The following is a 26,113-nucleotide window of genomic DNA, read 5'->3' as shown; positions in this document are numbered from 1 at the left end:
TGGAAAGAAAAAAGGAAAACGTCAGCGCACGAAGTGCGGCGGAATCTGCGCGTCGACGTTGACCCACACGCTTTTCACCTGCGTGTACTCGCGCATCGCATCGAAGCCCATCTCGCGACCGTAGCCGCTCTGGCCCACGCCACCGAAGGGCGAGCCGGGGTTCACGCGCTTGTAGCTGTTGATCCAGACCATGCCGGCGTGCAGGTCGCGCGCCACCTTGTGGGCGCGCTGCAGGTCGCGGGTCCACAGGCCGCTGCCCAGGCCATAGTCGGTGCCGTTGGCGATCTGCATCGCCTCTTCGTCGCTCTTGAAGGTGAGCACGGTGACGAAGGGGCCGAACACCTCTTCCTGCGCCACGCGGTCCTGGTACGAGCGGGCACGCACCACGGTCGGCTGCACATAGCAGCCCTGCGCCAGGTCGCCGCCGGGCGCGCCGCCGCCCGCCAGCACTTCGCCGCCCTGCGCCTGCGCCACCTCGACATAGCTCAGCACGCGGTCGCGGTGCTGGGCGCTCGTGAGCGGGCCCATCTCGGTGGCCTCGTCGAGCGGGTTGCCCAGGCGGATCGACTGCGCGAGCGGAATGAACTGGTCGAGGAAGGCGTCGGCGATCTTCTCGTGCAGCATCAGCCGCGAGCCCGCGATGCAGGCCTGGCCCTGGTTGTGGAAGATGGCCCAGGCGCTGCCGTTCACGGCGGCCTGCAGGTTCGCATCTTCGAACACGATGTTGGGGCCCTTGCCGCCCAGCTCGAGCTGCACCTTCTTCAGGTTGCCCGCGCTGGCCTGCACGATGCGCCGGCCGGTCGCGGTGCTGCCGGTGAAGGCGATCTTGGCGATCTCGGGGTGCTCGGCGATGTACTGGCCCGCCACGCTGCCCAGGCCCGGCAGCATGTTGACCACGCCGGGCGGCACGCCGGCCTCGGCCATCAGCTCGGCGATGCGCAGCGAGGTGAGCGGCGTGATCTCGGCCGGCTTCATCACGATGCAGTTGCCGGCCGCCAGCGCGGGCGCCATCTTCCAGCTCGTGAACATGAGCGGGAAGTTCCACGGCACCACCTGCCCGACGATGCCCACGGGCTCGCGCAGCGTGTAGTTGAGAAAGCCCTCTTCCACCGGAATGGTCTCGCCCTGGAACTTGTCGGCCATGCCGCCGAAGTAGCGGAAGCACGCGGCGGTGCGCGGCACGTCGAGCCGGCGCGAGTCGCGGATCGGGTGGCCGGTGTCCAGCGATTCGAGCCGCGCGAGCTCTTCGCCGTTGGCCTCGATGAGGTCGGCCAGCTTCAGCAAGATGCGCCCGCGGTCGGCGGCGGCCATGCGGCTCCATTTGGGGAACGCGCGCTTCGCGGCGGCCACGGCCTTGTCGACGTCGGCCTTGCCGGCCAGCGCGACCTGGGCGATGGGCGTGTTGTCGTGCGGGTTCAGCGTGGCGAGCGTCTCGCCGGATTCGGCGTCGACGAAACGGCCGTCGATGAAAAGCTGGTGGCGGATGGAAAGAGCAGGCATGGGTTCTCCTCGCCCTCCCCGCGCGGGGAGGGCTGGATGGATGAATGGCGGGAAGAAGGAAGCGGCGGCGCGCCGGCCGGTCAGAACTCGACCGGGATCTCGGGCGACTCGCCCTTCTGGATCTCGTAGACCAGGCTGGGCGAGCCGTTCTCCCACACCAGCAGCATCGAGCGCTTGGGGCTGAAGCCCTGGTGGCGGCAGTAGGCGGGCATGGCGGCCATGTCGCCGGCCTTCATGATCACGCGGGCCATGGGCTTGCCGGTGTTCTTGTCGCCGCAGTCCCAGTGGATCTCGTCGGTCATCTGGAAGAACCACTCGACGCGGTCGTTGCCGTGGATGATCGGCAGGATGTGCTCCTCGGTCGTCGGGCACATGTAGCTGTGCTTCACCACCGAGGTGAAGCTCGGGTTCCACGTGACCTGCGAGCGGCTCAGGAAGCCGAAGAGGTTGAAGGCGTGCACCTCGTTCTCGAAGCCCGGCTCGGGGTGCAGTTCGGGCTGGCCCTGCGGCACGTCGGCAAAAGCGCGGTTGACGGGCGCGCCGCGCGCGTCGCTGCGCAGGTCGAGGTCGCCCTTCAGGCCCACGCAGCGCTTGGCCAGCTCGCGCGCCCGGGTGATCTTGGCGGTGTTGTTGCCGCTCTTGCGGCCGTAGGGCGAGCCGGTTTCCTGCGGCGCGGCGAAGGGGTCGAAGGCCTCGTTGGTCCAGTCGTCGAGCATGGCCTCGAAGGTGGCGCGGATCTGCGCCGTGGGGAAGTTCTCGAGCAGGTCGATGCCCGCGTCCTTCATGGTGCCGTTGAAGCTGCCGGCATACAGGTCGACCGAGTCGTAGTGGTTGATGGTGCCGAACACGTTGTCGAAGTTGACCCAGCCGTAGAAGAAGCCCCAGGCCACGTCGCGCATCAGCGCACGCAGGTAGTTGCCGGCGTCCATGGTGTGGCTCATGGGACGCCCGTCACGGGTCTTCCAGGTGATGTGGGCGAAGTACTCGTCCCGGCGGAAGCCGAAGCTGCCGAGCGAAAAATCCTTGTAGCCGAGCGTGGCATCGGGCTGCGATGCGATGACCTTGGCGAGTTCTGCGGGTGCGTTCATGGTGTGGCTCCTGGATGGCGGGTTCAGTGCGTCTGGCAGATGTCGGCCCACTTCTCGACCGAGAGGTCGCCCTTGCAGGTCTGCAGCACGATCACGCCGGGGTCGCCGGCCACGCGGAACTGATAGGCCGTGTTCTTGGGCAGCAGGCCCTGGTGGCCGCGCGAGAGCTTCATCCAGCCCATCTTCTTGCCCTGCGGCTCGCCCTTCACGCGCACGGCGCCGTTCTTCTCGGTGTCGGCCACGGTCTGGGCCGCATCGAGCTGCACGAGGTGCACCTCGACCTCGCCGTCCATCACCAGCGCGAACTCGTCGTGGGCGCAGGTGAACCAGGGCGAGGTGCCTTCGGCGCGCAGCGTTTCCAGCACGTAGATCTGGTTCTGGCCGAACACGACCTTCTCGTACGGTGCGCTGATGCTGGCGATCTCGAAGCAGTTGGAGAACGCGTAGTGGCGCACGTCGTCGTCGATGGGCTCGACGTGGCCTTTCTCGAAGTGCTTGAGGGACCCGAAGCGGGTCTGGTATGCGACGGTCATGGGTGTCTCCTGAGGTGCCGGACGATGCAGCGTGGTGGCTGCGATGTGTGCACTGTAGGAAACGGAGGGCGCGAGCGGTAGGCCCGAAACGCGGGTCGCATTGTTCGGCAAATCCGTTCAATGCACAGGGTTTACCCCGGAACGGACCACGTTCGCGTCAGGCGTCCCAGATCAGGCCCGGCGGCAGCAGCCCGCGTTCGATCATGGCCGCGTCCCACGGCGGCACCTTCGAGAACGCCTGGGTCAGGTGCTCGATGAACAGGCGCAGCTTGAAGGCATTGCGCGAGGTGCCCGCGTACACCGCGCTCAGCGAAAACGACGACAGCTGGTGCGCCGGCAGCACCACCTCCAGATCGCCGCGCAGGATCGCCTCGCCGGCCACCAGCGTCGGCAGGCAGACGATGCCGGCGTGCTCCATGGCGTACTCGCGCAGCAGGTGGACGCTGTTGGTGAGCAGCGCCGCGCTCATGTACAGCGTGACCTGCTCGCCCGCGTGATGAAAGGTCCAGCGGTCGCGCGTGGGGTAGCCCGAGTACAGGCCGAGCGTGTGCTTGTGCAGCTCACGCGGGCTCGCGGGCCGGCCGTGCGCGCGCAGGTACTCGGGCGTGGCGCAGAACACGCGGCGCACCGGGAACAGCGGGCGCGACACCAGCTCGGTCGATGCCGCCGGAAAGATCTGCAGCGCGCAATCGACGCCCGCCTTCACCGGGTCGACCACCGCGTCGCTCACGATGAGCTCCAGGTGGATGTCCGGAAAGCTCACCTGGAAGGCGCGCAGCAGCGTCGCGAAATGCCCCAGCACGAAGCCCGTGAGCGCATGCACGCGCAGCGTGCCGGTGGGCCCGTCCTTGGCGTCGCGCATCTGGTCCATGATGTCGTTGGCCCGCCCGACCAGCTCGACGCAGTCGCGCAGGAAGGCCTGCCCCACGTCGCTGAGCCGGACCACGCGCGTGCTGCGGTGGAACAGCGGCGCGCCGACGTGGTCCTCGAGCTGCTTCACGCGGCTGGTCACCACCGATTTCGACACCCGCAGCTGGCGCGCGGCCTCGGCAAAGCTCTGGGTCTGTGCGACCCGCACGAAGGTCTCTATGTTCTCGAGGCGGTCCATGGGGCATGCAATGTAGCGGTTGCGCGGCGGCGGCCGGTCGGCCGCACGGGTGTGAAGTACTGCGCAATCCCGCTCGGAGATTGACCGCACCCTTCTCAATTCGCCCACAAATGTGAGCATTTCCCTGTGAGATTGTTAATACGGCAACTATTGTCCTGCCCCGAAGCACCCCGGGTGCACAAGAAATCGAAGCAGGGAGTTCCCATGACCAAATCCACGATCACCGTGATGCTCGCGCTGGCGGCATCCGTTCTCATGAGCGCCTGCGTGCACCACCACGCGCCGCCGCCGCGTGCGGAGCCCGCGCCGGCGCACAAGGGCGGCAACTTCTGCCCGCCGGGCCAGGCCAAGAAGGGCAACTGCTGATCGCCCGCCATGCTGAACCCGTTCCTGCGTGACATGACGCCCGACGAACTGCCGACCGGCACCGCGCGGCCGGCCTACATCGCCCTGCTGCCCGTGCTGGCCTATGTGCTCGTCGCCATCGCCTTCCTGAGCATGTCGGTGGTCGTGCCGAGCCTGCTCGTGGCCTGCCTGTTCGCGACCGCGGCGGCCATGTCGCTCGGCGCGGGCGTGGTGCTCGGCATGAGCATCTGGATCTTTCCGCAGCTGTCGAGCTGAGGGCCGCACGCGATGAGTACTTCGAACGCTTCCGTCTTCCGCGTCCAGAGCTGGCGCACAACCCTGCTGGCAGCCTCCGTGGTGCTGCTGATCGTGATGGCGCTGCTCATGAAGTGGCTGGTCGAACTGCAAGTGGAAACCGCGCAGGAACGCCAACTGCGCGAAGCTGTCGCCCGCGAGGCGGACGCCCGCTGCTTCGTGCTGCCCACGCGCCAGGAGGTCGACACCTGCCGGGCCGTCAACGCGGCGGGCCTCACGCCCTGACCGGCGCGCCGCTCACCCGAAAGTGAACGCGTAGGCCTGCGCGCCGGCGTCGAGAAACTCGATCTCGAACAGCCGCTCCTTGCCGCTGCCCGCCGACTGCCGCACCAGCTGGTACAGCTTCTGCGCATCGACCACGCCGTGGCCCTGGGCATCGGTGTCGGCGCCGTGGTCCGCCAGCGGCGGCTGGCCGTCGATCCGCACCGTGAAACGCACCGGCTTGCCGTCGGCCATCGGGCCGAGCACGAGGTGCAGGTCGCGCGCCTTGAAACGGTAGGCGATGCGGCCGTGGGCCTGGTTCAGCACGGCCCGCTCACCCTCCACCGTCCAGTCGCCGCCCAGCGACCACTGGTTGGTGCGCAATGAGGAAGCCATGGGCTCGTAGGCCTTCGCACGGTCGCGCGCGATGCCGCCGGGCGACGCAAAGCCGTGCGCCCGCGCATGGCCCAGGTAGGTTTCGCCGGACTGCGCCGGCTCCGCGCCGGGCGCGGCCTGGGTGCCCTGCCCCTGCGGCGCCACCAGCCCGGCATTCATGCTGTTCGCCTGTCCGGCCTCGGCCAGCAGCTGCTGGATCACCTGCTCGGCCTTGTCGTAGCGGTTCTCGCCGAACTGGTGATGGCGGATGCGCCCCAGCGCATCGACGAAATAGAACGCCGGCCAGGCCTGGTTGTCGAAGCCGCGCCAGATCGAAAAGTCGTTGTCCAGCGCCACCGGGAACCCGATGCCCAGGTCTTTCACGGCCTTGCGCACATTGGCCGGGTTCTTCTCGAACGCGAACTCCGGCGCATGCACGCCGAGTACGACCAGGCCCGCATCCCTGTACTTGTCGGCCCAGGCGCGCACGTAGGGCAGCGTGCGCAGGCAGTTGATGCACGAGTAGGTCCAGAAGTCGACCAGCACCACCTTGCCGCGCAAGGCCTCGGGCGTGAGCGGCGCCGAGTTGATCCACTCGGTCGCGCCCGCCAGCGACGGCAGCCGGCCTTCGACGCGGAGTTCGCGCGCGGGCACCGGGGCCGGGCGGGTGTCCGCGACGCGCACGAAGCCGGTGTCTGCGCGCTGCGCCTGCGGCGCGTCCTTGCGCAGCGTGTCCACCAGGGCCTGCTCCAGCGTCGACGTGGTGCCCAGCGACAGGCGCGCGAGCCAGCCGGTGTCCAGCCCCAGCGCGATGGCGCCCACGCCGGCCAGCACGGCGGCGCCGGCGAGGCGCCGCACCCCGTCGCCGGTCGGCAGCGTGCGCTTCAGCGCCGAGAGCAGCCGGCCGCCGGACAGCAGCGCCACCGAGAGCGAGGTGCACGCGCCGGCCGCATAGGCGAGCAGCAGCAGCGAGGTGCCGACGCTCGCGCCATTGAGCGCCGCGCCCGTCAGGATCAGCCCGAGGATCGGCCCCGCGCACGGCGCCCAGAGCAGGCCCGTGCCCACGCCGAGCCACAGCGGCGAGAACACGGAGGCCTGCGGCGCATCGGACATGCGCAGGCCCAGCGCCACCAGCGGCCGGCTCAGGTGCTCGGCCACGCGCGGGAACAGCAGCGTCGCACCGAACAGCGCGAGCAAGGCCATGGCCGCGTAGCGCCCGTATTCGTTGAGCGTGACGATCCAGCCGCCGCCCACCGCGGCCAGCGTGGCGACCACGGCGAAGGCCAGCGCCATGCCCACGAGCATCGGCAGGCCGTGCGAGCGGAACGGCCGGTCGGCGCGCGCAAACACGAAGGGCAGCACCGGCAGGATGCAGGGGCTCAGGATCGTGAGCACCCCGCCCAGGTAGGCGATGAAGAGGATGAGCATGGGGATGTGAAAGATGTGGGGTCGGGTTCAGCGAGCGGGCGCGGCGGCCAACGCCAGCCGCGCCTCGAGCCCGCCTTCGGGGCGGTTGTGCAGCGTGAGCTCGGCGCCCATCGCCATGGCCAGCTGGTGCGCGATGGCCAGGCCCAGGCCGGTGCCGCCGGTGCTGCGGTTGCGCGAGCTTTCGACGCGGTAGAAGGGCTTGAGCACCGCGTCGAGCTCGTCGGGGGGAATGCCCGGACCGTTGTCGAGCACGCTCACCACGAGGCGGCCGCCCTCGCCTTCGGTTTGCACGCGCAGCGTCACGTCGGAGCCGAACTTGAGCGCGTTGTCGATCAGGTTCATCAGGATGCGGCGCAGCGCATTGGGGCGGCTCACGATCGGCGCACCGGCCCGGCCGTCGAGCCGCACCTGCTGGCCCACGTCTTCGTAGTCGGCCACCATGCTCTCGAACAGCGCGTCGGCGTCGATGCGCAGCGGCGGCTCGGTGGCGCCGTGCAGCGTGCGCGCATAGGTCACGCCTTCGCGCACCAGTGCGTTCATGGCGTCCAGGTCCTGTCGGAATTTCTCGCGGTCGTGCGTGTCGTCCATCAGGTCGGTGCGCAGGCGCATCCGCGTGATGGGCGTCTGCAGGTCGTGCGAGATGGCCGCCAGGATTTCGACGCGCTCCGACATGTAGCCCGCGATGCGCTGCTGCATGGCGTTGAAGGCGCGCGCCGCGTGCGCCACTTCGGTGGGGCCCTCTTCCACCAGCGTGCGGCCCTTCAGGTCGGGCCCGAGCTGGTCGGCCGCCGCGGACAGCTGCGCGAGCGGCCGTGTCACCAGCCGCACCGCGACCCAGGCGCACACGGCCAGCACCAGCAGCTGGCCCGCCAGCAGCCACATCACCCAGCCCGACACCGGCATGCCCACGCGCATGGCGTGCACGACCACGGACGATCCGTCGCCCAGCCGCACCTCGATCTGCAGGCCCTCGGGCGGCCAGGCCACCTCGCCGACCTTGACGACCGGGAACGGGCGCATCGCATCGACGATGGCCGCGGCAAACTGCTGCGAAGCCTCCGAGCGGGGCGCGCTGCCCTGCGCATTGCCGCCCAGCACGAAGCGGTAGTTGCGCCGTTCCAGCCGGTCGAGCCAGCCGGCGCGCTCCGCCGCGGGGAGCCGGTCGAGGATGGCGACCGAGCTCGCGATGTCGCGCTCGATGCCGATCATCATCAGCTCGCGAAGCGCCATGTTCCGCTCGTAGCGGATCGCCGCGAAGGTGAGCAGCTGCGCGATCGCCAGGCCCACCACGATGATCAGCGTCACGCGGGAGAACAGCGAGCCGGGCAACAGCCGGCGCCAGCGCGGCGCCGTGCCGGTCGGATTCGCAACGGGATTCGCGGAAGTGGACATGAACAGCTTCTTCGTCAGGCGGCGTGGCGATGCGTCATCAGCGCAGCGGGCTCACACCAGGTGGATGGCAACGTCGATGTTGCCTCGGGTCGCCTTGGAATAGGGGCAGGTCTGGTGCGCGGCCTCGGTGAGGGCCTGCGCCACCTCGCGGTCCAGGCCCGGCAGGCTCACGTTCAGGCGCGCCTGCAAAAAGTATTCGCCGCCCGCCGTGCCCAGGTCGACCTCGGCATCCACGGCCAGGTCGGGCGGCAGCGCGACCTTCATCTTGCCGGCCGCCTTGCCCATCGCGCCGATGAAGCAGGCCGACCAGCCGGCCGCGAACAGCTGCTCGGGGTTGGTGCCGGCGCCGGCGCTGCCGGGCGACGAGAGCTTGATGTCCAGGCGGCCGTCGGAGCTGCGCGCCTCGCCGTCGCGGCCACCCGAGGAGGTGTGGGTCTTGCCGGTGTAGAGGACTTTGTCGATGCGGGTCATGAAGGTTCCTTGGATGCAGGGTGGTTGGAAAACGCACGGATTGTTGGGCCGCCCGCCCCCTGCCGGATCGCCTTCTGTATGCCTGTGTATCTGGGCCGGAAACCCACACACTACGTTTCACCGGCCGCTGCCGGCGCGGCCCGGGAACGCTACATTGCGGCTGCGGCGCCGTGCCGCCACCGCCTTCCCTGCCATGACGCCCAAGACCTCCGACCACATCCTCATCGTCGACGACGACCGGGACATCCGCGAACTGCTCACCACCTACCTGGTGAAGAACGGCCTGCGCGTGGTCGCGGTGCCCACCGGGCGCCACATGCGCGCCGCGCTCGAGGCGTCGGGGCCCTTCGACCTGATCATCCTGGACCTGATGCTGCCCGGCGAAGACGGGCTCACGCTGTGCCGCGACCTGCGCACCGGCAAGTACAAGGCCACGCCCATCCTCATGCTGACCGCGCGCAGCGAGGAAGCCGACCGCATCCTGGGCCTGGAGATGGGCGCCGACGACTACCTGGCCAAGCCCTTTTCCGCGCGCGAGCTGCTGGCGCGCATCCGCGCCGTGATGCGGCGCACGCGCATGCTGCCGCCCAACATGGGCACCGTCGAGCCCTCGCAGAAGCTGGGGTTCGGCGAGTGGCAGGTCGACACGGTGGCGCGCCACCTGATCGACGACGCCGGCGTGATGGTGGCGCTGAGCGGCGCCGAGTACCGGCTGCTGCGCGTGTTCCTGGACCACCCGCAGAAGGTGCTCAGCCGCGACCAGCTGCTGAGCCTGACGCAGGGGCGCGAGGCCGAGCTCTTCGAGCGCTCCATCGACCTGCTCGTGAGCCGGCTGCGCCAGCGCCTGCGCGACGACGCGCGCGAGCCGCGCTACATCAAGACCGTGCGCAGCGAAGGCTACGTGCTCGCTTCGGCGGTCGAAGCGAGAGACTGACCGACGCCACGCTCTGGCACTGGGTCGGGTGGCGCACCTCGTGCGCCAGGCCGCCCGCGAAGAACAGCAGCGCGAACCAGAGCTTCTTGAATCCGCGAGGGCGCGTCATGGGGATTTCCTTCGGGCGATGAGTGGATGACGGGCGGATTGTTGGCCGCCTTCTCACCGCGCAACGGGCATTGCGTATGCCTGTGTATCCCGGCCCGACATCGACACACCACGTTTCGTCGAGGTGCCTTCGCTCGCCTGCGTTTGAAATTTAGTGTGGCCGGAACCGGCGCGGATACAGAGGCATACACAAGCCGATCTGCAGGTGGGTTTCGCCCCGAACAATCGCGCCGTCCCCCTTCGAATCCCAGGAGATTTCCATGACCGCCTCCCCCTCGCTGCCACGCCGCGCGTTCCTCGGCAAGGCCGCACTCGGCCTCGCCGCCACGCAGCTCACGTCGATCGTTCCCGCCTTCGCCCAGTCCGCCAGCACAGGCAGCTCCCGGCGCCTCGAACCCCTCAAAAGCATCGACGCCGGCAGCCTGCGCATCGGGTACTACGAAGCCGGCCCGGCCGACGGCGCGCCGGTGATTCTTCTGCACGGCTGGCCCTACGACATCCACATGTTCGTCGACGTCGCGCCGCAGCTGGCCGCCGCGGGCTTTCGCGTGATCGTGCCGTACCTGCGTGGCTACGGCACCACCCGCTTCCTGTCGGCCGACACGCCGCGCAACGGGCAGCAGTCGGCGGTGGCCGTCGACATCGTCGCGCTGATGGATGCCCTGAAGATCCCCGTCGCCACCGTGGCCGGCTGCGACTGGGGCGCGCGCACCGCGTGCATCATGGCCGCGCTGTGGCCCGAGCGCGTGAAGGCGCTGGTGTCGGTCAGCGGTTATCTCATCGGCAGCCAGGAGGCCGGCAAGGCGCCGCTGCCGCCGCAGGCCGAGCTGCAGTGGTGGTACCAGTACTACTTCGCGACCGAGCGCGGCCGCGCGGGCTACGAGAAGAACCGCCACGACTTCGCCAGGCTCATCTGGCAGCTCGCCTCGCCGAAGTGGAACTTCGACGCCGCCACCTTCGAGCGCAGCGCCGTCGCCTTCGAGAACCCCGACCACGTGGCGATCACGGTGCACAACTACCGCTGGCGCCTCGGCCTGGCCGAGGGCGAGGCGAAGTACCAGGCGCTGGAGAACCGGCTCGCCCAGGCGCCGCTGATCGGCGTGCCGACCATCACGCTCGCAGGCGACGCCAACGGCGCGCCACACCCGGAACCCGGCGCGTATGCGAAGAAGTTCTCGGGGCGCTACGAGCACCGGCTGGTCAGCGGCGGCATCGGCCACAACCTGCCGCAGGAGGCGCCCGAGGCGTTCGCGAAGGCGGTGATCGACGTGGCGCGCGGCTAAGCCGCGCACGCCCCCTCAGTCGGCGGCGAGCGCCTGCGCCAGCGGCTCGGCGTCGAAGCGCTCGAACCCGCAGTAGCACAGGAAGTGGCGGTTGGCCGCGCGGCCGAACAGGGTCATGCCGAGCTGGGTGGCCAACTCGTGCCCCATCGCGGTGACGCCGTTGCGCGAGACGACGATCGGCACGCCCATGTGGGCCGACTTCATCACCATCTCGCTCGTCAGGCGGCCCGTGGTGTAGAAGACCTTGTCGCCGCCGTCGATGCCATGCACCGCCATCCAGCCGGCGATGGTGTCGATGGCGTTGTGCCGTCCGACGTCTTCCGCGAACACCAGCATCTCGGTGCCACGAAACAGCGCGCACCCGTGCACCGACCCGGCGTGCCGGTGCACGCTGTTGCGCGATTTCATCTGTTCGAGGATGCGCGCCAGCGTGCCCTGCGCGATGCGCGCCGACTGCGCCGCCGGCAGCCGCACGGCGCCGATCTGCGCCATGGCGTCGCCGAAGACGGTGCCTTGTCCGCAGCCGGTGGTCACGACCCGGTGCGCGGTTTTTTCGGCGAGGTTCGCGATGCCGCGGTGGGTCTTCACGGCGGCCGCCTCCACGCTCCAGTCGACGTCGATGCTCTCGACCTCGTCGGCGTGCCGCACCAGGTCCTGGTTGAGCAGGTAGCCCAGCACCAGCAGTTCGGGCGCGGCGCCCAGGGTCATCAGCGTCACGAGTTCGCGCTTGTCGACGAAGACGGTCAACGGCCGCTCCGCCGGGATGTCGATGTCGCGGCGCTCGCCGTGCTGGTCGACGATCTCGATGCGGCGCAGCAGCGGGCCGCGCGCCGGGTTCAGGCGCGGCGCACCCGCGCGCCGGGGCAGCGGGACCGCATCGAAAGCCAGCGGTGTCTCGTCTTCTGCGTCGTCTTCACGTGGGGCCATGCGGAATCCTACGCCACCGCTGCGAGCGGAGCTCGAAGGGGTACTGCTCGCGAACGGGCGCGCCATCGGCTATGGTTCGTTCATGCCTTCTTCGGACACTCCCGCGACCGCGCCCACGGGCCGCCCGACGCTCGACGTCGCGGTGGTCATGCGCCGCGAGCGCCTGCACGGCCCCTCGAGCCACTGGCAGCCCTGGCGCTGGACGCTCGATAGCGTGCTGCCCGACGAGCCCGGCTTCGGCACCGAACCGCGCCTCCTGCGCGACGACGACGGCGAGCAGCACTGGCTGCACCCCGGCTTCAAGGTCGAGCTGTACCGCGACGAGGCCGAGGGCTACCACCTCAACGCGATCACGCCGACCCCGTGCTGGTTCGTGCTGTGGCGCATGGACGAAGAGCCCACGCTCGCGCCGCTGCCCATTCCGCGCCCGGTGGTGGTCACGCTCAGCTACTACGAGGCCGGCCGCTGGCTCGACGCGCAGGAAACCGTGGAACAGGTGCCGGCGCCGGCGGAGGTGGTCGACTGGGTGCGCGCCTTCGTCGATGAACACTACGTGGTCGAGCCCAAGCGCCGCCGTCGGCCCGAGAGCTTCCGCTCGCTGGTCGACCGCTTCGGCAACGCCGCGAGCGTGACGACCGAGAAGAAGCGCGGGCGGGGCGCGGGCGATGTCTGAGGGTTTCCTGGGACGCTGGTCGCGCCGCAAGCAGGAGGTGCGCGCGGCCGAGGCCGCCGTGGAAGAAAAGACCCTGCCGGCGGTGGAACCCGTTGCGGCGCCAGCGCCAGTGCCAGCCCCCGCCGCGCTCGCCGAGCCCCCCGCCGCCGAAGGCGATCAGGACACCGCGCCGCCGCTGACGCTTGCGGACGTGGACGCGCTCGACATCGGCTCCGACTTCAAGCCCTTTCTCACGAAGCAGGTCGCGCCCGAGGTCAAGAACGCGGCCTTCCGCAAGCTCTTTGCCGATCCGCATTTCAATGTGATGGACGGCCTGGACACCTACGTCGACGACTACTCCCAGTCCACCCCCGTGCCCGAGAGCGTGCTGCGCCAGATGGCCAGCGCCAAGTTCCTCAAGCTCTTCGACGAAGACCCCGAAGACATTCCCCCGGAAACCCCCGACGACGCCGAAACGTCGGACGTGGCACAGTCCCAGGGTTCCGAAACGCTTCCCAGCCCGCCGGTTGCCGCGATGCAACCCGCCAGCCAAGAAACCGATGACCACCACGCTGATTTGCGACTGCAACCAGACGATGCCGCTCGAGCCGAAGACGCTCGGCGCGGCACTGGCTGAAACCCTCCCGCTGCATTCGTCGCTGTGCCGCCGCGAGGCGACCTCCTTCCAGCGCGCCATCCAGTCCGGCGACGACGTCGTGGTGGCCTGCACCCAGGAAAAACGGCTGTTCGGCGAGCTCGCCACGCAGACGCCCAACGCCACCTCGCCGATCCGCTTCATCAACATCCGCGAGACGGGCGGCTGGAGCCGCGACGCGAAAAGCGCGATGCCGAAGATCGCCGCGCTGCTGGCCGCCGCCAGCCTGCCCGAGCCCGACCCCGTCTCGACCGTGACCTACACCAGCCAGGGCCGGCTGCTGATCATCGGCCCGCTCGACGCGGCCGAGCGCGCCGCGGCGCTGGTCGGCGACACGCTCGACGTCACCCTGCTCGCGCAGGGCCCCGGTGCAGACGGTGGCGTCCAGGCGCGCCGCTGGCCGGTGATCGCCGGGCGCATCGATTCGCTCACCGGCTGGCTCGGCGCCTTCACGCTGCGCTGGACGCGCGACAACGCGATCGACCTCGACCTGTGCACCCGCTGCAACGCCTGCGTGGTCGCCTGCCCCGAGCAGGCCATCGGGCTGGACTACCAGATCGACAACGCGCGCTGCACCTCGCACCGCGACTGCGAGCGCGCCTGCAGCGTGGCCGGCGCCATCAACTTCAGCCGCGAGCCGCAGGCGCTCGACGCGGCCTTCGACCTCGTGCTCGACCTCGGCGTCGCGCCGCAGATCGACTGGCACGCGCCGCCGCAGGGCTACTTCCATCTGCCCGGCGGCGTCGCGCAGGCCGAGGGCCTGCAGACGCTGCTGCGCCTGCGCGAGCTGGTGGGTGAATTCGAGAAGCCCAAGTTCTTCGACTACAAGCAGAAGCTGTGCGCGCACAGCCGCAACGAGGTGGTCGGCTGCAACGCCTGCGTCGAGGTGTGCTCGGCCCATGCCGTGAGCAGCGACCCGCAACGCCAGCGCATCGTGGTCAACCCGAACCTGTGCGTCGGCTGCGGCGCCTGCACCACGGTGTGCCCGACGGGCGCGCTGGGCTACACCTACCCGCGCGCGCCCGACCAGGGCCTGAAGCTGCGCAAGCTGCTCAGCACCTATGCCGCGGCGGGCGGGCGCGATGCGGCCCTGCTGCTGCACAGCCAGGAAGGCGGCCAGGCGCTGCTCGAGCAGCTCGGCCGGCAGGCGCAGCTGGGCAAGGCCCAGGGCGTGCCGGCGCGCGTGATGCCGGTCGACCTCTTTCATGCGGCCAGCACCGGCATCGACCTGTGGCTGAGCGCCGTCGCCTTCGGCGCCTCGCAGGTCGCGGTGCTGTGCACCGGCGAAGAGGCGCCGCAGTACCTCGCTGCGCTCAAGCAACAGAGGGACGTCGCGCAGGCGCTGCTGCTCGGCCTGGGCTACACCGGCACGCACTTTCACGTGATCGAGGCCGACTCGCCCGCCGCGCTGGACGCCGCGCTGGCCGGCCTGCGCACGACCACGCAGCGCGTGCCGGCCACGGCCGCCCGCTTCGCCGTCGGCGCCGACAAGCGCGACCGGCTCGAGATGGCGCTGGACCATCTGATGGGCGCGGCCCCTGCCCTCCAGGCCCCCGCCGAGACCCCGCTGGCCTTCGCGCTGCCGGCGGGCTCGCCGCTGGGCGCCGTCGCGGTCGACAAGGACAAGTGCACGCTGTGCCTGGCCTGCGTCAGCGCCTGCCCGTCAGGTGCGCTGCTGGACAGCCAGAGCGCGCCGCAGCTGCGCTTCATCGAGAAGAACTGCGTGCAGTGCGGCCTGTGCGAAACCACCTGCCCCGAGGACGCCGTCTCGCTCGTGCCGCGCCTGCTGGCCGCGCCCGAGCGCAAGCAGCAGGTGCTGCTGAACGAGGCCAAGCCCTGGGCCTGCATCCGCTGCAGCAAGCCCTTCGGCACGCAAAAGGCCATCGAGGCCATGCTCGGCAAGCTGGCCGGGCACGCCATGTTCCAGGGCGAGGCGCTGGAGCGCCTCAAGATGTGCAGCGACTGCCGCGTCATCGACCTGTACAGCGCCACCAACGAAGTGAAGATCGCCCCGCTATGAGCCAGACCTTTCCCGCCACTTCCGCGCTCGACGAGGAGGTGGCCCGGGCCGAGCTCTACGGCCTGCTCGCGCGCCTGTGGTACGCCGCGCCCGATGCCGAATTGCTGGAAGCCTTCCAGGTCGCGCCCACCGAGGCGCCGGCCGCGGGCGCCTTCCTGGAAGAGCCGTGGCGCCAGCTGGTCGGCATCGCGCGCGACACCGACGCGGCCGCCGCGCACGAGGAATACGACGCGCTCTTCGGCGGCATCGGCAAGCCCGAGGTCTTCCTGTTCGGTTCGCACTACCTGAGCGGTTTTCTCAACGACAAGCCGCTCGTGCAGCTGCGCCACGACCTCGACAAGCTGGGCCTGGCGCGCACCGAGACCACCTACGAAACCGAGGACCACATCGCCTGCCTGTTCGAGGTCATGCGCTACCTGATCGCCGGCGAGGACGTGGCGGTGGCCAACCTCACGCAGCAGCAGGCGATGTTCTCCAGACACATCCAGCCGTGGCTGCCCGCCTTGTGCGATGCTGTGTTGCAGCATCCGAAGGCGCGGTTCTACGCGGCGCTCGCCGCCTTCACGCGCGCGTTCGTCGACGTCGAGGCACAGGCCTTCGACATGCTGGACTGAGAAGGTGTGAACGAACCCGCCATGTCCACTCATCCCGCCCAGGCGCGCCCCCTCGGCCACGCCGGATTCATTCACACCTTCTGAGGCGAACGAATGCGAGGGGTATTCAGGTTGCTCACACCTTGTTGCTGGTCTAGTATCCACAAGGCCGACCGGGTTTCCCCTCTCTCGTCGCGCCCAGCCACTCCTGGAGTCAATATGCAGGACAGCCAAAACACCGGCATCAAGCCGGCCTCCCGCCGCGGATTCTTCATCGGTGCCGCCACCGCCGGCGCCGCTGCGGTGGCCGTCACCGCGCTGCCGAAGGTGGCGACCGAAGCGCCCGTCGCCGCCGCCACGCCTTCCCTGCCGCCCCCGCCCGAAAACGGCGGCGGCTATTCCCTGAGCGAACACGTCAAGCGTTACTACGCCACCACGTCAGCCTGAGGAGACCCCGTGCTTCTGACCAGAAAATCCCCAGGCACCGCGAGCTCGCGGACCTCCGACGCGTCGCCCTTCGTTCACAGCCTGCGGCGCGGTCTCGCGAACGCCCTGCCGACCATGGACCGGCGCGCCTTCCTGCGGCGCTCCGGCCTGGGCGTCGGCGTGGGCCTGGCGGCCAGCCAGCTCACGCTGATCCAGAAGGCCAAGGCCGCCGACGGCCGGCCCACGGCCATCGGCGCCGGCAAGATCGAAGTGAAGCGCACCGTGTGCTCGCACTGCTCGGTCGGCTGCGCGTCCGACGCAGTGGTCGAGAACGGCGTGTGGGTGCGCCAGGAGCCGGTGTTCGACTCGCCCATCAACCTGGGCGCGCACTGCGCCAAGGGCGCGGCGCTGCGCGAGCACGGCCACGGCGAGTACCGCCTGCGCTATCCGATGAAGCTCGTGAACGGCAAGTACGAGCGCATCAGCTGGGACACCGCGCTCGACGAGATCACCGCCAAGCTGAAGGAACTCACCAAGGCCAGCGGCCCCGACGCCATCTACTGGATCGGCTCGAGCAAGCACAGCAACGAGCAGGCCTACCTGCTGCGCAAGTTCGTGAGCTTCTTCGGCAGCAACAACTGCGACCACCAGGCGCGCATCTGCCACTCGACCACGGTCGCGGGCGTGGCGAATACATGGGGCTACGGCGCCATGACCAATTCGTACAACGACATGCGCAACGCGAAGATCGCGATGTACATCGGCTCCAACGCGGCCGAGGCGCACCCCGTGAGCATGCTGCACATGCTGCATGCCAAGGAAAACGGCTGCAAGATGATCGTGGTCGACCCGCGCTTCACGCGCACGGCGGCCAAGGCCCACGAGTACGTGCGCATCCGCTCGGGCTCGGACATCGCGTTCCTGTTCGGCATCCTGCACCACATCTTCAAGAACGGCTGGGAAGACAAGCGCTACCTCAACGACCGCGTCTACGGCATGGAAGAAGTGCGCGCGGAAGTCATGAGCAAGTGGACGCCGGACAAGGTCGAGGAGGCCTGCGGCGTGAGCGAGGCGCAGGTGCTGAAGGTCGCGACCATGCTGCACGAGCACCGCCCCGGCACCGTGGTGTGGTGCATGGGCCAGACGCAGCACAGCATCGGCAACGCCATCGTGCGGGCCTCGTGCATCCTGCAGCTGGCGCTGGGCAACGTGGGCACCTCGGGCGGCGGCACCAACATCTTCCGCGGCCACGACAACGTGCAGGGCGCGACCGACGTCGGCCCCAACCCCGATTCGCTGCCGGGCTACTACGGCCTGGTCGAAGGCTCGTGGAAGCACTTCGCCGCCACCTGGGGCGTGGACTTCGAATGGATCAAGGGCCGCTTCGCCTCGCCCGCGATGATGAGCAAGCCCGGCATCACGGTGTCGCGCTGGATCGACGGCGTGCTCGAGAAGAACGAGCTCATCGACCAGGACTCGAACCTGCGCGGCGTCTTCTACTGGGGCCATGCGCCCAACTCGCAGACGCGCGGCCTCGAGATGAAGCGGGCCATGGACAAGCTCGACCTGCTGGTCGTGGTCGACCCGTACCCCTCGGCCACCGCCGCCATGGCCGCGATGCCGGGCCGGCCCGAGGACGCCAACGCGAACCGCGCGGTGTACCTGCTGCCCGCGTGCACGCAGTTCGAGACCAGCGGCTCGGTGACGGCGTCGAACCGCTCGATCCAGTGGCGCGAGAAGGTCATCGAGCCGCTGTGGGAAAGCCGCACCGACCACATGATCATGCAGCAGTTCGCCGACCGCCTGGGCTTCGGCAAGGAGCTCAGCAAGAACTACAAGATGCAGAAGGTCAAGGGCATGGACGAGCCCGTGCCCGACGACATCCTGCGCGAGATCAACAAGTGCTGCTGGGCCGTCGGCTACTCGGGCCAGAGTCCCGAGCGGCTGCAGGCGCACATGCGCAACATGGCCGCCTTCGACGTGCGCACGCTGCGGGCCAAGGGGGCGGTCAAGGACAAGGTCAACGGCTACGACATCTCGGGCGACTACTTCGGCCTGCCCTGGCCCTGCTACGGCACGCCCGAGCTCAAGCACCCCGGCTCGCCGAACCTGTACGACCCGTCCAAGCACGTGATGGACGGCGGCGGCAACTTCCGCGCGAACTTCGGCGTGGAGCGCAACGGCAAGAACCTGCTGGCCGAGGACGGCTCCCACTCGCTGGGCGCCGACATCACCACCGGCTACCCCGAGCTCGACCACCTGCTGCTCAAGAAGCTGGGCTGGTGGGACGAACTCACCGAGGCCGAGAAGCCCAAGGCCGAGGGCAAGAACTGGAAGACCGACAGCTCGGGCGGCATGATCCGCGTGTTCATGAAGAACCACGGCTGCCACCCCTTCGGCAACGCCAAGGCGCGCGCGGTGGTGTGGAACTTTCCCGACGCGATCCCGCAGCACCGCGAGCCGATCTACGGCACGCGCCCCGACCTCGTCGCCAAGTACCCGACGCACGACGACAAGATGGCCTTCTGGCGCATGCCCACGCTCTACAAGACGGTGCAGCAGAAGAACATCGCCGACAAGATCGCCGAGAAGTTCCCCTACATCATGACCTCGGGCCGGCTCGTGGAGTACGAGGGCGGCGGCGAGGAAACCCGCTCCAACCCCTGGCTGGCCGAGCTGCAGCAGGAGATGTTCATCGAGATCAACCCGAAGGTGGCGGCCGAGAAGAACATCCGCAACGGCGAGCGCGCCTGGGTGCACACGCCCACGGGCGCCAAGCTCAACGTGCAGGCCCTCGTGACCGAGCGCGTGGGGCCCGACACGGTGTTCATGCCCTTCCACTTCTCGGGCCGCTGGCAGGGCGAAGACCTGCTGGCCTACTACCCGAAGGGCGCGGCGCCCATCGTGCGCGGCGAGGCCATCAACACGGCCACCACCTACGGCTACGACAGCGTCACCATGATGCAAGAGACCAAGACCACGGTCTGCAACATCGAGAAAGCATAAGGAATCACCATGGCAAGAATGAAGTTCGTCTGCGATTCCGAGCGCTGCATCGAGTGCAACGGCTGCGTCACGGCCTGCAAGAACGAGAACGAGGTGCCCTGGGGCGTGAACCGCCGCCGCGTGGTCACGCTCAATGACGGCCTGCCGGGCGAGAAATCGATCTCGGTCGCCTGCATGCACTGCTCCGACGCGCCCTGCATGGCGGTGTGCCCCGTGCAATGCTTCTACCGCACCGACGAAGGCGTGGTGCTGCACGACAAGGACGTGTGCATCGGCTGCGGCTACTGCTCGTACGCCTGCCCTTTCGGCGCGCCGCAGTTCCCCTCGCAAGGCACCTTCGGTGCGCGCGGCAAGATGGACAAGTGCACCTTCTGCGCCGGCGGTCCCGAAGCCAACGGCTCCGAAGCCGAGTTCGAGAAGTACGGCCGCAACCGCCTGGCCGAAGGCAAGCTGCCGGCCTGCGCCGAGATGTGCTCGACCAAGGCCCTGCTGGCCGGCGACGGCGACGTGGTGGCCGACATCTTCCGCACCCGCGTCGTGCACCGCGGCACGGGCGCCGAGGTCTGGGGCTGGGGCACGGCCTACGGCTCGCAGCAGGCCGGCACGCCGCCCACCGGAGGCACCAAGTGAAGCGCGCGGTCGTGATGCTCGTCGCGCTCGCCTCGGGCGCGATGCTGCTGGCGGCCTGCAGCGAAAAGCCGCAGACGAACGCCGAGGGCGTCAAGCACGACGCGGTGCCCTGGAGCGGCACGGGCACGCAGGCCAACACCGGCACCGCCTTCACCGCGCCCGGCTGGAAGGTGGGCGACAAGACGGCGTGGGAGCAGCAGATCAAGACGCGCTCCAACGGCCAGAACGAGTACACCCGAGAAAACTGAACCGGAGGCCGCATGAGCGTCACCATTCGCACCAGGCACGCGTTCCACGCGCTGCTGGCGACCGCGCTCCTGGGCTGGGCGGCGGTGGCGCCGGCCCAGGAGGCCACCCCGGCCGCGAGCGGCGCCGTGACCGCGGCGCCCGCGCCTGCTTCGCCTGCCGCAGCCACCGCAGCGGCACCGAAGGCCGAGGGCGGCATCCGCAGCCAGAACATCTTCGACGTCAAGCCCGAGGCCAGCGCCGATCCCAACTACCTCAACCAGACCAACGGCGAGCGCAACAAGGTGCAGCCCGGCAACAACGCGCCGATGTGGCGCCAGGTGAGCGGCGGCGTCACCGGCTACAGCAGCCTGCCGGTGAGCCAGGCGCCCGAGGCCGGCAACCTGATCCAGCGCTTCGTGCAGTACCCGGGCTCGCGCTTCACCAACGCGGGCGAGGCCTGGCGGCAGGTGCGCAACGACTGGATCATTCCGTACGGCGCGGCGCTGCTCTTCGTGACGCTGCTGGCACTGGCGATCTTCTATTTCACGCGCGGGCCGATCCGCCTGCACGGCACCGAAACCGGCCGCAAGATCGAGCGCTTCACGCCCTTCGAGCGCGCCACGCACTGGTCGAACGCGCTGGCCTTCGTCACGCTCGCGATCTCGGGCATCGTGATGGCCTTCGGCAAGTTCTTCCTGCTGCCGGTGCTGGGCAGCGCGCTGTTCGGCTGGCTCGCCTACGTGCTCAAGACCGTGCACAACTTCGTGGGGCCGCTGTTCGTGGTGACCACGCTGTTCATGATCTTCACCTTCATCCGCAGCAACTGGCCGAGCAAGGACGACTTCACCTGGCTGCGGCACGGCGGCGGCCTGTTCGGCGGCAAGGAGCCCGCGTCGCACCGCTTCAACGCCGGCGAGAAGGCGGTGTTCTGGGGCGGCGTGCTGTTCCTGGGCAGCATCGTCATCGCCTCGGGCCTGTTCCTGGACAAGCTGCTGCCCGGCTTCGTCTACACGCGCGGCGAGATGCAGGTCGCGCACATGGTGCACGCGGTGGCCACGCTGCTCATGATGGCGATGATCATGGGCCACATCTACATCGGCACGCTGGGCATGGACGGCGCCTACAAGGCGATGCGCGAAGGCTATGTCGACGAGGCCTGGGCGCGCGAGCACCACAAGCTCTGGTACGACGACATCCAGGCCGGCAAGATCCCCGCGCAGCGCTCGCAACCGGCCGGCGCACCCGAGCCCGCACGGCCGGCGACGGCGCAGCAAGGAACCTCCGCATGAAGCACACGCTGACCCTTCTCCTGTGCGCACTCGCTGCGACCTCCGCTGTCGCCAAGCTCCCCCCGCCCACGCCGGAAGCGCAGGCCAAGGCCGCCGAGGCCGCGGCCCGCACCGCGTGGAGCGCCAAGACCGACGGCTACCTGCTGTGCAAGTCACAGGACCAGGTCGCCGCCAAGTACCGCGCGAGCGCACAGGCCGCCGGCAAGCCGGCACCGGCCGCGGTGGCCACGCCGCCCTGCGTGGACCCGGGGCCTTACGCCGCCGCCCCCAAGGTTGAAACCAAGCCCATCGAAGCATCGGGCGCCCACTCCCCGGCCCCCACGGCCGCGTCGCCGCCGAGTTCGAACCAGACCTCGGCACAGACGAACCCCGCACCCAAGAAGTAAGCCGGCGACGCACCGCGCGTGCGCGGACGTGGCTGAAGAAAAGCCGACCGCAAATGGCCCGCCGGCAAGGTCCGGCACGGCCGCCTTCTGCATGGCTGTCGGGTGCCATGCCCGACCACGCCGGCGACCTCCAACTTCTATACTGGCCCCGATGCCCACACCCGAACGAACTGCCTCGACCGATGTGCGTATGCGCGGCTTCACGCAGCGCGCCGAGGTGCCCACCGCCCTCGCCTGGATCGACGCCCACACGCCCTTGCTGCCCGGTGAATCCGTGGCCGTCGACGAGGCCACGGGGCGGGTGCTGCTGCAGGAGGTGATCGCGCCCATCGCGGTGCCCGAGTTCGACCGCGCGGCCATGGACGGCTATGCGCTGCGCGGCGGCGAGACCACGGGGGCCGGCGAATACAACCCGCTCGAATTTCCGATCGCCGGCCACGCCTCGCCCGGCCGTCCCTTCGAAGGCGAGGTGCCCGCGGGCGCCGCCATCCGCATCATGACCGGCGCCCCGGTGCCGCGCGGGCTCGATGCCGTGGTGCCCGCCGAATACGCAAGCGAGCAGGACGGGCGCCTGGCCATCACGCGCGCCGTCGCGCCGGGCCAGCACGTGGGCCACGTCGGCGAGGACATCGCGCGCGGCAGCACCGCGCTGGCCGCGGGCCGCCGCCTGCGCCCGCAGGATGCGGGGTTGGCGGCTTCATTGGGCCTGGCGCAGTTGCAGGTGGTGCGCCGGCCGCGCGTGCGGCTGCTCGTCACCGGCAACGAGGTGCGCGCGCCCGGCACGCCCAAGGGCCCGAGCGAGATTTACGACGCCAACTCCGTGACCTTGCGCGGCCTCGTGGCGCGCGACGGCGGCCTGCTCGAGTCGCACCAGCGCCTGGGCGACGACCCGCAAATCATCGCGCAGGCACTGGCCGCGCCCGGTGCCGACGTGGTGCTCATTTCCGGCGGCTCCAGCGTGGGCGCCGAGGACCACGCGCCGCGCCTGCTGGCCGAGCTCGGCGAACTGGCGATCCACGGCATCGCGATGCGGCCCTCCAGCCCGGCCGGCATGGGGCGCATCGGCGACACGCTGGTGTTCCTGCTGCCGGGCAACCCGGTCTCCTGCCTGTGCGCCTACGACTTCTTTGCCGGGCGTGCGATCCGACTGCTCGGCGGCCGGCCCGCCGACTGGCCCTACCCGCGCACGCGCGCCACCGTGGCGCGCAAGATCGTCTCGCAGGTGGGGCGCGTCGACTACGTGCGCGTGAAGATCGGCGCCGACGGCGTGGAGCCGCTCGCGCTCTCGGGCGCCTCGGTGCTGAGCTCGACCACGCGCGCCGACGGCTTCGTGATCGCCCCCGCCGAAAGCGAAGGCTTCGGGCCCGGGACCGACGTCACTGTTCATCTGTACGAGTGCCTGTGAAAGCCCAATCGCAATTTCTCGATGTCGTCACGCGGGACGAGGCCGAGCGCCGCTTCCGCGAACACCTGCGCCTCGCGCCGCTGGGCCGCGAGACCGTTCCCCTGCACGCGGCGCTGGGCCGGGTGCTTGCCGACGACGCGGTGGCCGCCATCGACGTGCCCGGCTTCGACCGCTCCAACGTCGACGGCTTTGCCGTGCAGGCCGCCGACACCTGGGGCGCGATGGAAGAACAGGTCCGCGCGCTGGCCCTCGTGGGCGAGACGCTGGCGCCCGGCATCGTGCCGCAGCGCGAAGTGACGCCCGGCCACGCCACGGCGATCGCCACCGGCGGCATGCTGCCGCGCGGCGCCGACGCGGTGGTGATGGTGGAACACACCGACCTCGACGACGGCAACGTGCAGGTGCGCCGCGCAGCCACGGCCGGCGAGAACGTCAGCTACGCCGGCACCGACATCGCGCGCGGCGAGACCGTGCTGCGCGCCAGCCAGGTGCTCAGCTCGCGCGAGATCGGCGTGCTCGCGGCGCTGGGCCTGGCCGAGGTCGCCGTGTGGCGCAAGCCGCGCGTCGCCATCTTCTCCACCGGCAACGAGATCGTCGCGCCCGGTGCGCCGCTGCCCACGGGCGCGGTGTACGACTCCAACGCCGCCATCATCGGCGCCGCGGTCGAGGAACTGGGCGGCGAGCCGGTGCCCCTGGGCGTGATCCCCGACGACGAGGCGCTGCTGTCGGCCGCGCTCGCGCAGGGCCTGGCATGCGACGCCGTCGTCTTCTCGGGCGGCACGTCCAAAGGCGAAGGCGACCTGTCGTACCGTGTGGTGGCCGCCCTCGGCGACCCGGGCGTGGTGGCGCACGGCGTGGCGCTCAAGCCCGGCAAGCCGGTGTGCCTGGCGGTCACGGGCGGCAAGCCGGTCGTGATCCTGCCGGGCTTTCCGACCTCGGCGGTCTTCACCTTCCACGAGTTCCTCGCGCCCGTGATCCGCGCCTTCGCGGGCCGGCCGCCGCAGCGGCATGCGCACGTGGCGGCCACGCTGCCGATGCGCGTGAACTCCGAGCGCGGCCGCACCGAGTACCTGCTGGTGGGCCTGGTGCCCACCAACGACGGCGTGGCCGCCTACCCGATGGGCAAGGGCTCGGGCTCGGTCACCACCTTCAGCAGCGCCGACGGCTTCATCACCATCGGCCAGCACACCGAGATCGTCGATGCCGGCGCCCCCGTGCAGGTGCAGCTGCTGGGCCAGGGACTGGACGCCGCCGACCTGATCTTCATCGGCAGCCATTGCGTGGGCCTGGACTGGCTGGCCGGCGAGCTGATGCGCCAGGGCATCCGCATCAAAGCCATGAACGTGGGCAGCACGGGCGGGCTGATGGCCGCCAAGCGCGGCGAATGCGACGTGGCCGGCATCCACCTGATGGACCCGGCGACGGGCGTCTACAACCGGCCGCTGCTCACGCCGGGCCTCGAACTGGTGACGGGCTACGGCCGCATGCAGGGCGTGGTCCATCGCCCCGGCGACACGCGCTTCGAGGGCCTGGACGCCGCCGCGGCCATCGCCGCCGCGACCGCGCAGCCCGGCTGCACCATGGTCAACCGCAACGCCGGCAGCGGCACGCGCATCCTCATCGACCGCCTGCTCGGCGGCGCGCAGCCGCCCGGCTACGGCGTCCAGACCAAGTCGCACAACGCGGTGGCGGTGGCCGTGGCGCAGCAGCGCGCCGACTGGGGCCTGGCCATCGACACGGTCGCGCGGCAGTACGGGCTGGGCTTCATTCCCGTGCAGGAGGAACGCTACGACTTCGTGGTGCCCCAGGCACGGCTTGCGCGCGCGCCGGTGCAGGCCTTCATTGCGCTGCTGCAATCGGCCGTGGCGCGCGAGGCGCTGGGCCGGCTGGGCTTTCGCGTCGATGCCGCCGCCTGATGGCCGAACCGCTTCTTTCTTTCACTCTCGAGGACTGACACGATGACGATGGCTTCGCGCAGACGCTTCACCCTTCTCGCCCTCGGTGGCACGCTCGCTGGTGCACTCGCCGGCACGCTGCTCGCGCCGATGGCGCACGCGCAGGACAAGTTCATCGTGCTGGCCTCGACCACCTCGACGGAACAGTCGGGCCTGTTCAAGCACCTGCTGCCGCAGTTCACCAAAGCATCGGGCACCGAGGTGCGCGTGGTGGCGGTGGGCACCGGGCAGGCACTGGACATGGCGCGCCGCGGCGACGCCGACGCGCTGTTCGTGCACGACCAACCCGCCGAAGAGAAGTTCGTCGCCGAAGGCTTCGGCCTGCCGCGCCGCGCGGTCATGTACAACGACTTCGTGCTGATCGGGCCCAAGTCCGACCCGGCCGGCTTGCGCGGCAACGACATCGCGGCGGCCCTCAAGCGCCTGGGCACCACGGGCGGCGCCTTCGTCTCGCGCGGCGACAAGAGCGGCACGCATGCGGCCGAGCTGCGCCAGTGGAAGCTGGCCGGCATCGACCTGGCCGCCGCCAAGCCGGCCGGCTACAAGGAATGCGGCTGCGGCATGGGCCAGGCGCTCAACATCGCGGCGTCGACCAATGCCTATGTGCTGTCCGACCGCGGCACCTGGCTCAACTTCAAGAACCGCGCCGACCTGGGCATCGTGGTCGAGGGAGACAAGCAGCTGTTCAACCAGTACGGCGTGATCGTCGTGAACCCGGCCAGGCACCCGCACGTGAAGAAAGACCTGGCGCAAGCCTTCTCCGACTGGGTCGTGTCGCGCGACGGGCAGGCCGCCATTGCCGCGTACAAGATCGGCGGCGAGCAGCTCTTCTTCCCGAACGCGGGCCAGTGAACGGCGCG

General features: G+C 69.7%; 26 protein-coding genes. 18 read left to right on the top strand and 8 right to left on the bottom strand.

What is annotated here, in order from left to right; all coding sequences use genetic code 11:
- Positions 1 to 21: 21 nt before the first annotated feature.
- The 4 genes from ACAM42_RS11370 to ACAM42_RS11355 form a co-directional block, all read right to left on the bottom strand.
- On the bottom strand, positions 22 to 1,485 hold the full coding sequence (locus ACAM42_RS11370; RefSeq protein WP_369632756.1) for an aldehyde dehydrogenase family protein: 1,464 nt from the start codon (positions 1,483 to 1,485) through the stop codon (positions 22 to 24).
- Positions 1,486 to 1,580: 95 nt separating this feature from the next.
- Positions 1,581 to 2,588: a hydroxyquinol 1,2-dioxygenase gene (locus ACAM42_RS11365; protein WP_070059783.1), complete on the bottom strand. Its 1,008-nt coding sequence runs from the start codon at positions 2,586 to 2,588 to the stop codon at positions 1,581 to 1,583.
- 23 nt (positions 2,589 to 2,611) lie between these two features.
- Entirely contained in the window at positions 2,612 to 3,121 is a 510-nt protein-coding gene (locus ACAM42_RS11360; protein WP_369632060.1) for a hydroxyquinol 1,2-dioxygenase, read from the bottom strand.
- Between the two features lie 157 nt (positions 3,122 to 3,278).
- On the bottom strand, positions 3,279 to 4,229 hold the full coding sequence (locus ACAM42_RS11355; RefSeq protein ID WP_062479604.1) for a LysR family transcriptional regulator: 951 nt from the start codon (positions 4,227 to 4,229) through the stop codon (positions 3,279 to 3,281).
- A gap of 204 nt (positions 4,230 to 4,433) precedes the next feature.
- On the opposite strand from ACAM42_RS11355, the gene ACAM42_RS11350 reads away from it, so the two are divergent.
- Genes ACAM42_RS11350 through ACAM42_RS11340 form a run of 3 tightly spaced genes read left to right on the top strand, consistent with a single transcriptional unit; the run spans position 4,434 to position 5,114 of the window.
- Positions 4,434 to 4,595: a hypothetical protein gene (locus ACAM42_RS11350; RefSeq protein WP_167395000.1), complete on the top strand. Its 162-nt coding sequence runs from the start codon at positions 4,434 to 4,436 to the stop codon at positions 4,593 to 4,595.
- A 9-nt stretch (positions 4,596 to 4,604) separates the two neighbouring features.
- Positions 4,605 to 4,850, top strand: coding sequence for a hypothetical protein (locus ACAM42_RS11345; RefSeq protein ID WP_062479607.1), 246 nt, complete (start codon positions 4,605 to 4,607; stop codon positions 4,848 to 4,850).
- Between the two features lie 12 nt (positions 4,851 to 4,862).
- Entirely contained in the window at positions 4,863 to 5,114 is a 252-nt protein-coding gene (locus tag ACAM42_RS11340; RefSeq protein ID WP_062479609.1) for a hypothetical protein, read from the top strand.
- Between the two features lie 12 nt (positions 5,115 to 5,126).
- Here ACAM42_RS11340 and ACAM42_RS11335 read toward each other — a convergent pair whose 3' ends face one another.
- From ACAM42_RS11335 to ACAM42_RS11325, 3 genes are read right to left on the bottom strand one after another with little or no spacing between them, the layout of a single operon-like run.
- A complete protein-coding gene (locus ACAM42_RS11335; RefSeq protein WP_369632059.1) occupies positions 5,127 to 6,893 on the bottom strand; it encodes a cytochrome c biogenesis protein DipZ in 1,767 nt (588 codons plus the stop codon).
- A 27-nt stretch (positions 6,894 to 6,920) separates the two neighbouring features.
- The gene (locus ACAM42_RS11330; protein WP_369632058.1) at positions 6,921 to 8,285 is read right to left on the bottom strand and encodes an ATP-binding protein; all 1,365 of its coding nucleotides are present in this window, start codon (positions 8,283 to 8,285) and stop codon (positions 6,921 to 6,923) included.
- Between the two features lie 51 nt (positions 8,286 to 8,336).
- Entirely contained in the window at positions 8,337 to 8,756 is a 420-nt protein-coding gene (locus ACAM42_RS11325; protein WP_369632057.1) for an organic hydroperoxide resistance protein, read from the bottom strand.
- A 193-nt stretch (positions 8,757 to 8,949) separates the two neighbouring features.
- Here ACAM42_RS11325 and ACAM42_RS11320 point away from each other — a divergent pair, with 193 nt between their 5' ends.
- A complete protein-coding gene (locus ACAM42_RS11320; RefSeq protein WP_062470956.1) occupies positions 8,950 to 9,690 on the top strand; it encodes a response regulator in 741 nt (246 codons plus the stop codon).
- A 368-nt stretch (positions 9,691 to 10,058) separates the two neighbouring features.
- Positions 10,059 to 11,081, top strand: coding sequence for an alpha/beta fold hydrolase (locus tag ACAM42_RS11315; protein ID WP_369632056.1), 1,023 nt, complete (start codon positions 10,059 to 10,061; stop codon positions 11,079 to 11,081).
- 15 nt (positions 11,082 to 11,096) lie between these two features.
- Here ACAM42_RS11315 and ACAM42_RS11310 read toward each other — a convergent pair whose 3' ends face one another.
- Positions 11,097 to 12,008 (bottom strand): formate dehydrogenase accessory sulfurtransferase FdhD, encoded by a 912-nt coding sequence (locus tag ACAM42_RS11310; protein WP_369632055.1) that lies wholly within the window; start codon positions 12,006 to 12,008, stop codon positions 11,097 to 11,099.
- A gap of 82 nt (positions 12,009 to 12,090) precedes the next feature.
- On the opposite strand from ACAM42_RS11310, the gene ACAM42_RS11305 reads away from it, so the two are divergent.
- From ACAM42_RS11305 to ACAM42_RS11245, 13 genes are all read left to right on the top strand, one after another.
- Positions 12,091 to 12,681: a DUF3305 domain-containing protein gene (locus ACAM42_RS11305; protein WP_159277698.1), complete on the top strand. Its 591-nt coding sequence runs from the start codon at positions 12,091 to 12,093 to the stop codon at positions 12,679 to 12,681.
- Complete coding sequence (locus tag ACAM42_RS11300; RefSeq protein ID WP_369632054.1) at positions 12,674 to 13,297, top strand: DUF3306 domain-containing protein; 624 nt, start codon at positions 12,674 to 12,676, stop codon at positions 13,295 to 13,297. The genes ACAM42_RS11305 and ACAM42_RS11300 overlap by 8 nt, the downstream gene beginning before the upstream one ends.
- The gene (locus tag ACAM42_RS11295; protein WP_369632755.1) at positions 13,257 to 15,335 is read left to right on the top strand and encodes a 4Fe-4S binding protein; all 2,079 of its coding nucleotides are present in this window, start codon (positions 13,257 to 13,259) and stop codon (positions 15,333 to 15,335) included. The genes ACAM42_RS11300 and ACAM42_RS11295 overlap by 41 nt, the downstream gene beginning before the upstream one ends.
- Positions 15,332 to 15,949 carry a molecular chaperone gene (locus ACAM42_RS11290; RefSeq protein WP_369632053.1) on the top strand — a complete coding sequence of 206 codons (618 nt, stop codon included), beginning with the start codon at positions 15,332 to 15,334 and terminating at the stop codon, positions 15,947 to 15,949. Before ACAM42_RS11295 ends, ACAM42_RS11290 begins: the two co-directional genes overlap by 4 nt.
- Positions 15,950 to 16,147: 198 nt before the next feature.
- Positions 16,148 to 16,375 (top strand): hypothetical protein, encoded by a 228-nt coding sequence (locus ACAM42_RS11285; protein ID WP_062470944.1) that lies wholly within the window; start codon positions 16,148 to 16,150, stop codon positions 16,373 to 16,375.
- 9 nt (positions 16,376 to 16,384) lie between these two features.
- Positions 16,385 to 19,360 carry a formate dehydrogenase subunit alpha gene (locus ACAM42_RS11280; RefSeq protein ID WP_354347845.1) on the top strand — a complete coding sequence of 992 codons (2,976 nt, stop codon included), beginning with the start codon at positions 16,385 to 16,387 and terminating at the stop codon, positions 19,358 to 19,360.
- 9 nt (positions 19,361 to 19,369) lie between these two features.
- Positions 19,370 to 19,990 carry a formate dehydrogenase FDH3 subunit beta gene (gene fdh3B / locus ACAM42_RS11275; protein WP_062470938.1) on the top strand — a complete coding sequence of 207 codons (621 nt, stop codon included), beginning with the start codon at positions 19,370 to 19,372 and terminating at the stop codon, positions 19,988 to 19,990.
- The gene (locus tag ACAM42_RS11270) at positions 19,987 to 20,238 is read left to right on the top strand and encodes a hypothetical protein (RefSeq protein WP_082817975.1); all 252 of its coding nucleotides are present in this window, start codon (positions 19,987 to 19,989) and stop codon (positions 20,236 to 20,238) included. Before fdh3B ends, ACAM42_RS11270 begins: the two co-directional genes overlap by 4 nt.
- A gap of 12 nt (positions 20,239 to 20,250) precedes the next feature.
- Positions 20,251 to 21,507 (top strand): formate dehydrogenase subunit gamma, encoded by a 1,257-nt coding sequence (locus ACAM42_RS11265; RefSeq protein ID WP_369632052.1) that lies wholly within the window; start codon positions 20,251 to 20,253, stop codon positions 21,505 to 21,507.
- Positions 21,504 to 21,893 carry a hypothetical protein gene (locus tag ACAM42_RS11260; RefSeq protein WP_095744480.1) on the top strand — a complete coding sequence of 130 codons (390 nt, stop codon included), beginning with the start codon at positions 21,504 to 21,506 and terminating at the stop codon, positions 21,891 to 21,893. Before ACAM42_RS11265 ends, ACAM42_RS11260 begins: the two co-directional genes overlap by 4 nt.
- A 151-nt stretch (positions 21,894 to 22,044) precedes the next feature.
- Positions 22,045 to 23,298, top strand: a complete 1,254-nt coding sequence (gene glp, locus ACAM42_RS11255; RefSeq protein WP_369632051.1) for a gephyrin-like molybdotransferase Glp — start codon at positions 22,045 to 22,047, stop codon at positions 23,296 to 23,298.
- A complete protein-coding gene (locus tag ACAM42_RS11250; RefSeq protein ID WP_369632050.1) occupies positions 23,295 to 25,214 on the top strand; it encodes a molybdopterin biosynthesis protein in 1,920 nt (639 codons plus the stop codon). The genes glp and ACAM42_RS11250 overlap by 4 nt, the downstream gene beginning before the upstream one ends.
- 48 nt (positions 25,215 to 25,262) lie before the next feature.
- Complete coding sequence (locus tag ACAM42_RS11245) at positions 25,263 to 26,105, top strand: substrate-binding domain-containing protein (protein ID WP_369632049.1); 843 nt, start codon at positions 25,263 to 25,265, stop codon at positions 26,103 to 26,105.
- Positions 26,106 to 26,113 lie beyond the last annotated feature (8 nt).

Source organism: Variovorax sp. V35 (genome assembly GCF_041154465.1).
Lineage (GTDB): Bacteria > Pseudomonadota > Gammaproteobacteria > Burkholderiales > Burkholderiaceae_C > Variovorax > Variovorax boronicumulans.
Note: the sequence above shows the minus strand (reverse complement) of the source record. Positions and strands in the feature narration are given on the sequence as shown.